This is a genomic window from Pseudofrankia asymbiotica (assembly GCF_001983105.1).
Classification (GTDB): domain Bacteria; phylum Actinomycetota; class Actinomycetes; order Frankiales; family Frankiaceae; genus Pseudofrankia; species Pseudofrankia asymbiotica.
The window spans coordinates 58,848-68,601 of sequence record NZ_MOMC01000059.1; the positions used below are offsets into that span (position 1 = coordinate 58,848).

Annotated in this window: 10 protein-coding genes; 3 read left to right on the forward strand and 7 right to left on the reverse strand. The window is 68.1% G+C overall.

Annotation, left to right across the window (positions count from 1 at the left end):
* Positions 1-19 precede the first annotated feature (19 nt).
* The 4 genes from BL253_RS27820 to BL253_RS42500 all read right to left on the reverse strand — a co-directional run bounded on the left by BL253_RS27820 (position 20) and on the right by BL253_RS42500 (position 2,225).
* The gene (locus BL253_RS27820) at positions 20-1,132 is read right to left on the reverse strand and encodes a restriction endonuclease (protein ID WP_131831595.1); all 1,113 of its coding nucleotides are present in this window, start codon (positions 1,130-1,132) and stop codon (positions 20-22) included.
* Between the two features lie 114 nt (positions 1,133-1,246).
* The gene (locus BL253_RS44085) at positions 1,247-1,450 is read right to left on the reverse strand and encodes a GNAT family N-acetyltransferase (protein ID WP_241835216.1); all 204 of its coding nucleotides are present in this window, start codon (positions 1,448-1,450) and stop codon (positions 1,247-1,249) included.
* A 73-nt stretch (positions 1,451-1,523) separates the two neighbouring features.
* Positions 1,524-1,697, reverse strand: coding sequence for a hypothetical protein (locus BL253_RS44090; protein ID WP_241835217.1), 174 nt, complete (start codon positions 1,695-1,697; stop codon positions 1,524-1,526).
* A 360-nt stretch (positions 1,698-2,057) separates the two neighbouring features.
* Complete coding sequence (locus BL253_RS42500) at positions 2,058-2,225, reverse strand: hypothetical protein (RefSeq protein ID WP_158230432.1); 168 nt, start codon at positions 2,223-2,225, stop codon at positions 2,058-2,060.
* 762 nt (positions 2,226-2,987) lie between these two features.
* Between BL253_RS42500 and BL253_RS27830 the strand changes: the two genes are divergently transcribed.
* Together BL253_RS27830 and BL253_RS27835 are read left to right on the forward strand one after the other, a co-directional pair.
* Positions 2,988-3,902, forward strand: a complete 915-nt coding sequence (locus tag BL253_RS27830; protein ID WP_076820263.1) for a hypothetical protein — start codon at positions 2,988-2,990, stop codon at positions 3,900-3,902.
* 22 nt (positions 3,903-3,924) lie between these two features.
* Positions 3,925-4,776: a class I SAM-dependent methyltransferase gene (locus tag BL253_RS27835; RefSeq protein WP_076820264.1), complete on the forward strand. Its 852-nt coding sequence runs from the start codon at positions 3,925-3,927 to the stop codon at positions 4,774-4,776.
* Positions 4,777-4,802: 26 nt separating this feature from the next.
* On the opposite strand, the gene BL253_RS27840 is transcribed toward BL253_RS27835, so the two are convergent.
* Positions 4,803-5,246: a recombinase family protein gene (locus BL253_RS27840; protein ID WP_076820265.1), complete on the reverse strand. Its 444-nt coding sequence runs from the start codon at positions 5,244-5,246 to the stop codon at positions 4,803-4,805.
* The gene (locus BL253_RS27845) at positions 5,243-5,737 is read right to left on the reverse strand and encodes a hypothetical protein (protein ID WP_076820266.1); all 495 of its coding nucleotides are present in this window, start codon (positions 5,735-5,737) and stop codon (positions 5,243-5,245) included. Before BL253_RS27845 ends, BL253_RS27840 begins: the two co-directional genes overlap by 4 nt.
* 385 nt (positions 5,738-6,122) lie before the next feature.
* Here BL253_RS27845 and BL253_RS27850 point away from each other — a divergent pair, with 385 nt between their 5' ends.
* On the forward strand, positions 6,123-7,526 hold the full coding sequence (locus BL253_RS27850; RefSeq protein WP_076820267.1) for an NsdA family TPR-like regulatory protein: 1,404 nt from the start codon (positions 6,123-6,125) through the stop codon (positions 7,524-7,526).
* A gap of 90 nt (positions 7,527-7,616) precedes the next feature.
* On the opposite strand, the gene BL253_RS27855 is transcribed toward BL253_RS27850, so the two are convergent.
* The gene (locus tag BL253_RS27855) at positions 7,617-9,653 is read right to left on the reverse strand and encodes a GmrSD restriction endonuclease domain-containing protein (protein WP_206745136.1); all 2,037 of its coding nucleotides are present in this window, start codon (positions 9,651-9,653) and stop codon (positions 7,617-7,619) included.
* Positions 9,654-9,754 lie beyond the last annotated feature (101 nt).

The window sequence follows — 9,754 nt, forward strand, 5'->3', positions numbered from 1 at the left end:
TGAGGTGGAACGCGGGCGGTCACCCGCGACCCTCTCGTACGTATTGCATCCGAATGAGGCGGCCCTCGCGGAAGAGAGCGATCGAGGAGAGGAACTCGGCCTTGATGCTGCGTGCGCGCTGTGTCGCCGCGCGCTCGTCGTGAAGGAGCCAGTCCTCCAGCAGCGCCGGCAGCGAGAACTGGAGCTGGAAACTCGGGAACCCGTCGGCGGGCACGATCATCCAGTCGCCTGTGACGTCGCGCCGCGTTACAAACCTGATGTTTACGTTCAGCTCGGTGCCATGGCGGTCAACGTAGGCGTCGAACGCATCGAGGTCGGTGGGCCGCAGCGCGAGCACGAACGGCGCGGAGGGGAACGCGAACACGAGATTCCCGGTCATCTGGCTTGCGAGCTCGGCCGCAATCGATGCGAGGCGCCCACCGGGAAGTCTGCGGAACTCGCGCAGTGCCGGGTTGAGGCTGTCTGCCTTCTGGGCGCGGCTCTCGCGCCGTTGGAAGGCGAACGCGTCGCCGTCGGCGGCGACGGCGCCGAAGTCCTGGTCGGTCCAGGTGCCGAACGCCAGCCTGAGCGCAGTACGGGTCTGCCCTGTAGGGAGGGGTGCCACCTGTGTTTGGGTCGCCAAGTCGAGGATCTTGTGTGCTGCCTGGTCCRCGGCGTCCAGGAGCCCGGCGAAACCGGGGCTCGACAGGTCGACCAGGGCGATCTGCTGGGCGAGAGCGAACTGCTGGGCCGGCTTGGTGAACCCCGAGACGGAGAACAGGGTGTAGCGGTAGTGGTAGCGCCGCATCGGGATCGTGCGGGAGCCCGCCAACGCGGTCGAGTGGTGCTCGTTGACGTCATGGATGACGCCGTGTGCGTTCCGTACCTCTGGAAGCCCAGTTGGCTTGTCGCGATATTTGGCCTCGACGAAGACTCGCAGCGGCAGCGAGAAGGGCACGGGCAAGGTCAGTTCGCCGAGCACGTCGGCCTGGTGGTCCGCACCGCGACCACGGACGAGGAGGCCGTGCGCGCCCCGCTTCAGCGCCTCAGGGTCCTGCGTCTCGGACACCAGCAGGCGGTACCCACTTGAGTAGAGGAGCCGGGCGAGCATCTCCTCCAAGACGTACCCACGCACCTGCTCAACCGTTGCCATGGTGGCTACCTCCGAGTCGTTCAGGGACAAGGATCGACGCGCGAAAGGCACGGCGTGGAGACTGCACTGCTCCGAGGCCCGCGCTGAACTCTCCGCGGACTGCCGTCGGATTTCCTACGTCAGGTTGGTCTGCTTCTCCCGGTCTCGCGGGATCTCGTAGATATTACGGGGCTCGCCGTCACGATCTACGGGGCCTTCGGCGAGCATGAGGCCGAGCTTCTCGGCGACGCGGATCGAGTCCGCGTTCTCCGGGTGGATAGTGCTGGTCACCCGGTTGCGGCGGCATGCGAGCTGGGTGAAGGCGGACTCGAGGGCCAACCTTGCGCCCTCGGTCGCGTAGCCTTACCCCATCCGCTCCGGGCGGATCATCCAGGCGATCTCGATGTTCGTATTACTCGTAGAGCCCAGACCGGCCGACGAACTCGCCGCTCGCTCGGTGGCGGGCGATCCGCGTGTCGAAGCCGTTGAGCGTCCAATGCCCGATCTGGAACACCGTCATTGCCAACGCCGAGCCGATCCGGCTCGGCGAGCTGGTGTAACGCCAGATGTCGGGGTGCAGGGCCATCTCCAGATATGGCTCGACGTCCTCGGTGCGCCAGCCAGGCAGGATGAGCCGTCGGGTTAGGGCGCTCGGGATCGTGACAGTTCAGGGCGGTCCGAACGCGACGGTCATCGCCGGCTCCGGGAAGGGCGCGGGAGGTGCGGGAAGTGTTGAGCGGTGCACCGAGCGTGCGGACGTCCGGGTCGGATGCCCAGGGGTGCAGGTCGCGTCAGATGTCGCCGAGCGCGGACACGACCACCGAGGTCAGGTGCCCGTTCGACACGGCGAGTGCTGCCTGCCTCTCGCGGCGACCGCGCCCGCCGGGTCCGGCTCGGGCTGCAGCATGTGGCCAGATTCGAGGCAGAGCAGGAGTGAGTGTGCTCCTCACGGCAGCCCGGTCGATGAGGCCGATCGCCTTCCGGGGTGCTGGTCGGCCGCCGACCCGTCGCCGAGCTCGATGGCGCAGACGGCGCTGAACATCTCGACGCCGCCGGACGTGAACCGTGACGAGCCGGGGCGTGGCGCCAGCGCCGAGCCCGCCGCAGCACGCAAGTCGGTCAGCTGCTTCGGAGCTCCTCGCCGTGCCGGACAGCCAGCGTGTCCTCCATGCGTGCTCTGTGAGCCGCGCAGGCAGTGCTGGACTTGGCGGCGCCGGACCGTCCGACGGCTGTGCGGACCGTCATGCACCAGCAGCTGTGAGGCCGTCTGCGAAATCGAGGAGCCGGGTGAGCGTGGCCAGCAGCATCTGATCGGACGGGGGGCGTGCCGCAGGCTGGCGACCTGCCGCCGAGACCGGCGTCTGAGAGCGGTCAGGGCACCAGCAGAAACACTACGAGCGAAATCATGATCCCATGATCTACGACGTACTATTCGTCCTGCTCAGAGGCCCTAACCGTCTATTGCGCGCCGCTGGAAGTGCGGCTGGGCCAATTCGATCTGAATGACCCGTCAGTGTCGCAGTAAACACCCCCTGCCAGGCGCCGCCCAGAACTCTCCTGCACCGGTGGCCGACGGCCGTGAACTGCTTCTTCTCGAAGTCCGACTGGTCGAACGCGAGGGGGTGCGCGTTTTCTCGACCAGTGACGTTCCGACCGCGCTGGCGGCGCGTTGCCAGTATCGTGGCACCGATGTGATGCGCCGTGYCGCCTGGAAGGGACCGGTTCGCGTTGGACAACGATCTTGCCGGATGACGCCGGCACCCCGTGGACGGGATTCTCCGACACGTGGYTTCTGGGATTTCGCCGCATCTACGCCATCTTCATCGTCCGTGGGAACCRCGACCCACACCGGACCGCCCTACGGAGTCCATGGGCCATGCTCCGCCTGGTGGCCCTGTCTTTTGGGCCAGGCATTGTCACCACTGCGGCATCGAAGATGCCGGCAGGGCACTCGTGGAGGATTTCCGGCGACGACGTGCTGTTGTTCGYGTTGCTGGGCACGGTCAGCGGGGGAATGCTCGGCGCGGCATCGCTGGCCTGGTCCTTTCCGCTGGCGCGACTCGGCACCATTGACGACCTGATCCGCGGCAGCGCCCACCGAGATCGGATCGTGGCCCCGGTGMTGCGCGGCTACGGCATCTGGCAGTCCGTCCCACCCATCGTGGCGGCGGCGATCCCCGTCGTCGTCCTGTTGGCCCGAGACGACCTCAGCGCGCGAAATGTGGTTCTGACCGTCAACCTCGCCTGGGCTATGTCATTTCTCGGGAACGTGAGCTACTGGCTCATAGTCCCACCGATCATGGTAATCGTCATGCGGWAGTGTACGGATCTCAAACTTCGCTGGAATGACCCGGCGCRCACGCCGGGGATCAGAACCMTTTCCRAAGGGTACGCATACTCGGCGATCTTCCTGGCTTTGGGGGCGTTCGCCGTCACCTTGCCGGGCCTTTTTGGCGACGCGCTGCTGGGCAGCTACCTGCCCTACCTGTATGGGTGGCTACTTGGGCTGTCGCTGTGGGTCGGCGCGCTCACGCAGTTCATGCTGTTCACGATCACCCGTCGTTTTCGTCTCCTTATGATGGACACCCTGGTAGGGGGCGACACGTATCTGCTGTCCGAGGGAAGTGCCGCAGAAATCTTCGAGAAGGTGCGGATCAGTGAGAGTTCACCGAGTACGCGCGCCGCGTACGACACGCTAGCCGAGGCACCCACCCTCCCATACGGAACAGGACTGATCGTCCAGTATGCGACGGCCGTTTTCGGGTCCGTCGTCGGCTTCCTGCTACAATAGTGCCGGCGAAACGGAGACCACAGTGCCAGAGCGCGACGCGAACATAAAGGCGGTTCTTCGGTACTACGACCGCACGGAGTCACGGCTTGGCTACCTGTATCTGCTGCGTGGGACGAAGCACTTCGGCTGGTACGAGGCCGGGGACTCCGGGTGGCGGTTCTCGCCGGCGATGCGCCGGATGGAGCACCAGCTCGGACGTCGTCTCGGTCTCGACGCCGGCTCTCGGGTGCTCGACGCCGGCTGCGGCATGGGCGAGGTCGCGCGCACGATGGCGGCCGATTTCGGCCTGGATGTCACCGGGATAGACATTCTCGATTTCAACCTCGATGAAGCCCGGCGCCGAAGCGAGAGAGCGGAACTCACCAGCAGCACCCGGTTCGTCGAAGGCGACTACCACGATCTCTCGCAGTTCGAGGACAGGGCGTTCGACGGGGTCTACACGATGGAGACGTTCGTGCACGCCGCCGATCCCGAGCGGGTGCTGGCCGAGTTCCACCGGGTTCTGCGCCCAGGTGGGCGGCTCGTGATGTTCGAGTACTCACGGACGCCGGCGGAGCAGTTGGAGCCGGTCGCGCGGGCRGCGTTCGATGCTGTGTGCGAGCTGGGCGCGATGCCAGCCTGGCACCGTCTCAACCACGGCGACCTCGAAAACCTGCTCGCAGTGGCCTCGTTCAAGGTCGAGCCGGTGGAAGACGTGACGGCCCGCATGCTGCCGATGCTGCGCGCGTTCGCGGCGCTCGGYCGCGTTCCCTACGCCACCGCGCGGCGGCTGGGCAAGACAGAGAAGGCCGTCAACGCGATGAGTGGCGTGGAGATGTGGAAACACCAGGACGCCTGGCGCTACAACATCTACACAGCCACCAAGAACGCGTAGGCCTGCGCCAGGCCGCAGGTAGCTGGTCAGCTCGTATAGGCCCTTGTCTGGGGGTCAGCTGGGCAGGACCCGCTCGGTCCGGCGGCGTCGGTTGAGCGCGGTGTGGCGGCGAGTCCTGTGGAGGGGTGGGTGTGCGCGGAGCTCGCCGTGCGGATCTCGTGGACGACGCTGGTAGACCACTCGTCGGACGGCGCCCCTGTGGTCGCGACGGTTGGCAGGTGTGACAGGTCGGGGATCAGGAGCAGCGCGTCCGGGTGGAGGGCGATCGTGTCGACGGCGAGTGCCAGGCCGGGCCGGTCGCCGTCGCTGGTGGCGGTGTCGCGGTCGACGAACACCTCGACCAGGTCGAGTCCCGTCCGGTGGGCGTGGGCGGTGAGCTGGCCGTCCAGACCGTTGATCCGGTCCTCGTCGGCGTGTGGGACACAGATGTAGCCGACCGCTGAGCGCGGCGCGGGCGTCGCGGCGTTCATGCGGGCACCGCCGTCGGCCAGAGCGCGACTGGCGCCAGGCTGGCGCCAGTCGCGGCGATCTGTTCCTGGTGGGTGATCTCCCAGACGACGCGCAGTTGCGCGCTTTTCCAGGTCAGGACGTTGACCGGGTGGGGAACGACGACGGCGCCGGATTCCCAGGCGCAGCGGGGCCGGGTCGGGCAGGTCACCAGCGGGACCAAGTCGATGCCGGCGGTCGCGCGCTGGTCGGCGAGCAGTCGGCCGACGGCGAGGGCGAGCATTACCTGCCCTGGGGAGGCCAGCGCCGGGCAGGCGACCGCGACCCGCGTGCCGGCCGATCGGGCGGCCCGCCAGGCGGCGGTGTCGACGGGCTGGTTGCCGGCCGGGATCCAGTCCGGCCACGGCCGGGCGTCGAGCAGGACGCCGGGCCGGGTGGGCAGCCGCAGCGGTTCCAGGTCGACGGGCACCGGGCCGTAGCCGGCGCCGTCGAGATCGATCATCAGGGGTGTCATCGGGCCTCCCGTCGGGCAGATGCACCCGGCCGGTAGTGCACCGCCGGTCCTGCCGCAGCGCGCCACCAGTCGTGACGACCCGCGCCGGTTGGGGCGGGCCGGAGCCACGATCACCGGAGCCCGCCCGCCGTCGCCACCGACACCTCGTCAACGGGCGCACCCGGCGACCACGGCCGGCCAGCGGCTGGGATCGCGTTGTCGGTCATCCCGTCGTCTTCCGGCCGTCGGACCGCCGTCTGGGGACGGCTGGGCCGCCGTGTTCCCGCCGTCTGGCGGACGTCTTACCGACGTCTTGGGACGGCCCGTGGTGGCGTCGTGACGGATCGGCCGAATGTCCGGATCATGGGCCCTGACCTGCTACGTCACTTTCCCAAGGGAGGCGGCCATGCCCCCGGACGACCCGCCCCGCACCCTGCTCGCCCAGCGCCTGCGCGAACGCGGCCTGACCGTCAAACACTTCGTCACGGAGTTCAACAAGGCCGCCCGCCGCGCCGGTCCGGAAAACCGCGACCACGCCATCTCCTACCGCCAGGCCACCCGCTGGGTCAGCGGCAACATCCCGTCCCTGCCCTACCCGGTGTCCTGCCGAGTCCTGGAGACGATGTTCGGCGACGACGCGGCCGCGCTCCTCGGCCCACCCGATGGCCCGCCGCGCGCCGGGACTGTTCCCGGCAATGGGACGACGGCGAGCTGTCTGGCGGGTGACGATGGAGAGGCCCCGCCTGCCGAGGACGAGGAGGCGAGTCCCACGCGCCGCCGAGACCTGCTCAACATCGGAGTTGTCGCAGCCACCGCTGGTGCGGCCGTCACCGCCGGTGCCGTGGCCGATCCCGCCACCCGGGCGGCCAGGATCTCCCGCGCCATCGCCACGTCGACACCCGACCCGTTGACGCTCGCCCAGCTCCAGCACGGCATCCACCGGCTGAGCACGCTGTACGCCATCACCCCGCACGCCGAGCTCGTCGCACCGGTCGAACACGTCTGGGACGAGGCCGAGGCTCTCTTGGAGACGCGGGTGTCCGGTACCGTGCGCCGGGACGTCGAACTCATCGCGGGACAGTGGGCGTTCTACCGGGGCCGGCTCGCGTTCAGCATGAACGACGACGCGACCGCGCTGACGTTCCTCGTCCTGGCGGGCCAGCACGCGGCCGCGGCCGGCGACCCGCTGCTCGCCGGCAGTGTCGCCGCCATGCGTGCCGCGGTCGCGTTCTTCGCCGGCGAGTTCACCACCGCCGCCACCATCGTCCAGCGAGCCCAGCCAAGCGCCCACCCCTATGTCGCTCCTACGCTGGCCAGCTCCCTGGCCCGCGCCCTCGCCCAGACCGGCGACACTGACGGCGCGATCACCGCCCTGCGAACTATGCACGACACCGTCTGGACCGGACCGCCCCAGCCCGGCACCGAACCCGGCGACGAGGAAGCCTACGAGGCCTTCAGCGCCGTGACACTCGGCTACCTCGGCAAAGGCGAAGCCGCTGAAGGCCACGCCCGAGCGTCGCTGGCCCTACTCCACGGCACCGGCCGGCATGTTCAGATCGCCGGAACCCAGCTCGCGCTTGCCCGTGCGTTTCTCCGCCGAAGCAAACCCGAACCTGAGCAGGCAGCCTGTGCGATCCAGGACGCGCTGACCGCCGCCGCGGGCAAAGACCACGGCGCCACCGTCAATCGCGCCGCCGCGATATGGCGCCGCCTCCACGCCAACCCTGATTGGGCCCGCCTCCCGACTGTCCGCGACCTCGTCGACCAGCTCTCCGCTGTCCGCACACTCCCTTCAGGCGCCACTGTCTGACCGGCCGTCGGCCAGGATGGGACGCGACAGGCAGCCCATGGCATCGTCCAAATGAGGCCACCGACACGACGAGGGCGTCGCCGTGTGCGGTCAGCTGTCGATGGGCTCGAAGGTTCCGGCGAGGGCGGCCAGCTCGTCGACGGTGAGGCGCTGGGATGCGGCGGCACGGCCGTGGGCGTCGAGGAGGACGCCTTCGGCGCGCAGGACGTCGAGGGGGTCGTCAGTCTTGCCGGGATCCGGCCAGCGGAAGCTCGGAGAAACCGTTCCCTCTGCCTGTAGGACGCGGTGGGCGTTCGGAGCCGAGTAGCTGGCGAGCCTGTTGCCAACGGGGACGGGATGGCTGCCGATGAGTGCGGCGACGTCGCCGTAGGTGGTCCACCGGCCGGCGGGTATGGCAGCGAGCGCCTGGTTCATGACCTCCCAGAGCGCGTTCACCGGTTCGGTCGCACCGGCGATTGGGCCAGGCCACAGCTCGCAGGCCCGCAGGGCCAGCGTGGTAGCCCGTTCCTGAATCCGGCTGCGCCCCCAGCTGGACTGTGCGGCGATCTCTTTGTTCATCGCCACGCCACTGTCCGCGAGCATGTCTCGCTTGTCCTCGAACGGCTTGTTCGACAGCGACGCGTTGTAGCCGGAGAGGGTGAGGTTCCCCAGAGTGTGAACGACCGCCTCGTAGACCTCGTCGACGGTCTCGTCAGGCTCCAGCTCAGCGGCGAGGGCTCTAAGCCATTCAGGTGTCGGGCTCTGCGGTAGGACATGTTCGATGGTGAGGTCATCCAGATTGACTGGCTCTTTGCTGCCGTAGGACTCCTCCAGCCAGCTCAGTACGAGCTTGCGCTGGTTCGGCCGGCCGGTGAGGTAGAAGGGCAATGACTGAATGCCATGGCTCAGGTCCCGGTCGCCCGCGTAGTACTTGCGGCCAGTCGACAGGTACTGGCGGACCGCCACGTCGACCTCGACGTCCTTCGGCATCTCGGTCACCGTGCCGAGCAGGATCCGGTTCAGGTTGGCGGTCGCTCGGCCGATGAGCAGCCGGCGGACAAGAAACGCCTCGATGTAGTGCAACGCTGCCGCGACCTGGGCGGACGTGGCTGTTCCGTGGGCACGGCGGTCGAGCAGGTGCAATACGAGCGGTCGGGCGGTGTTCGCGCCCCACTGGTTCAGCCGTGTGAGTCGGCGGGACACCGCCGGGTCTGGTTCGAGCGTCGGGTCAAGGATGGTCTTGAACAACTTCGCGAGCCGAGCGACCCGGTCGATGTCGGCTTCGATGCCGGCCTCGTCGTGGATGCGCTCCAGTCGCTTCTGATGGTCGGCGTAGATCTCGGTCTGCTTCGCCCGCGGGTTGTCCCGCGCCAGGTCCAGCCAGAACAGCTGCTCCAGTTCGGCGGTGTCGAGCATCTGCTGCATCGGCAGCCACAACGACTGGTAGACCGCCTCGGCGCGGGTCGGTAGCCGCATGAACAGATAGTTCCGCAGCAGGTCGCCCTGGCTGAGGCGCATACCAGTGTTGTTCAGCGACTCGAAGATCCGATAGACGTTGTCGCCTGCCTGCGCGGTGACGGACACCAGCGACAGACCGCCGATCACGGCGTCCTCGATCTGAGCGGCGGAGCCGTCGGCCTCCTCGCTGGCTGGCGACTGGAGCCGGGAGCGGAAGTAGCGGTATGCCGCGCCAATCCTGTCCTCACCGCCCGCGTTCGGGGTCGCGTCGACGCAGGCCAGGTAGGCGGCCCTGTCTGCCTGTGTGGGCAGAAGCTTCAGCCGCTGGGCCTCTGGCTCCCACTGGTTGACCAGGTATTTGTAGTTGATCCGATCCCGGTGGATCGGCTCCTCGGCCGCGGCCCGGTGGTCCCGCAGCGCACACAGCAGCAGCGACAGGGTTGTCAGACGTTGCTGACCATCGACCACTAGGTACTGCTGCACGCCGACTGGGCCGATGTCCTGGGGCGCGAGAACCACCGAACCGATGAAGTGCGTCGCCTTCGGATCCTCGGCACGGTCAGCGGCCAGCTTCACCACGTCGTTCCACAGCCGGCCCAGCTGTTCGTCCTGCCAGGAATACGTGCGCTGGTACAGCGGTACCTGGTACTGCCGGGTCCCTTCGAGCAGGACCTTCAGACTCGTCTCCACTGCGTGGACCACGATGGGACRCCCCCTCCCGATGCGCCTTGTCGCCCGCTCGGCTCCAATGGAACCGTCGGGCCGTGAACCGCACTTTGCCCCACTACAGA

What these genes read in the sequence shown, in the direction of transcription:
- BL253_RS27850 (WP_076820267.1), top strand. Translation starts at nt 6,123, where the DNA reads ATGCCCCCGGACGACCCGCCCCGCACCCTGCTCGCCCAGCGCCTGCGC.
- BL253_RS27840 (WP_076820265.1), bottom strand. Translation starts at nt 5,246, where the DNA reads ATGAACGCCGCGACGCCCGCGCCGCGCTCAGCGGTCGGCTACATCTGT.
- BL253_RS27845 (WP_076820266.1), bottom strand. Translation starts at nt 5,737, where the DNA reads ATGACACCCCTGATGATCGATCTCGACGGCGCCGGCTACGGCCCGGTG.
- BL253_RS44090 (WP_241835217.1), bottom strand. Translation starts at nt 1,697, where the DNA reads ATGGCCCTGCACCCCGACATCTGGCGTTACACCAGCTCGCCGAGCCGG.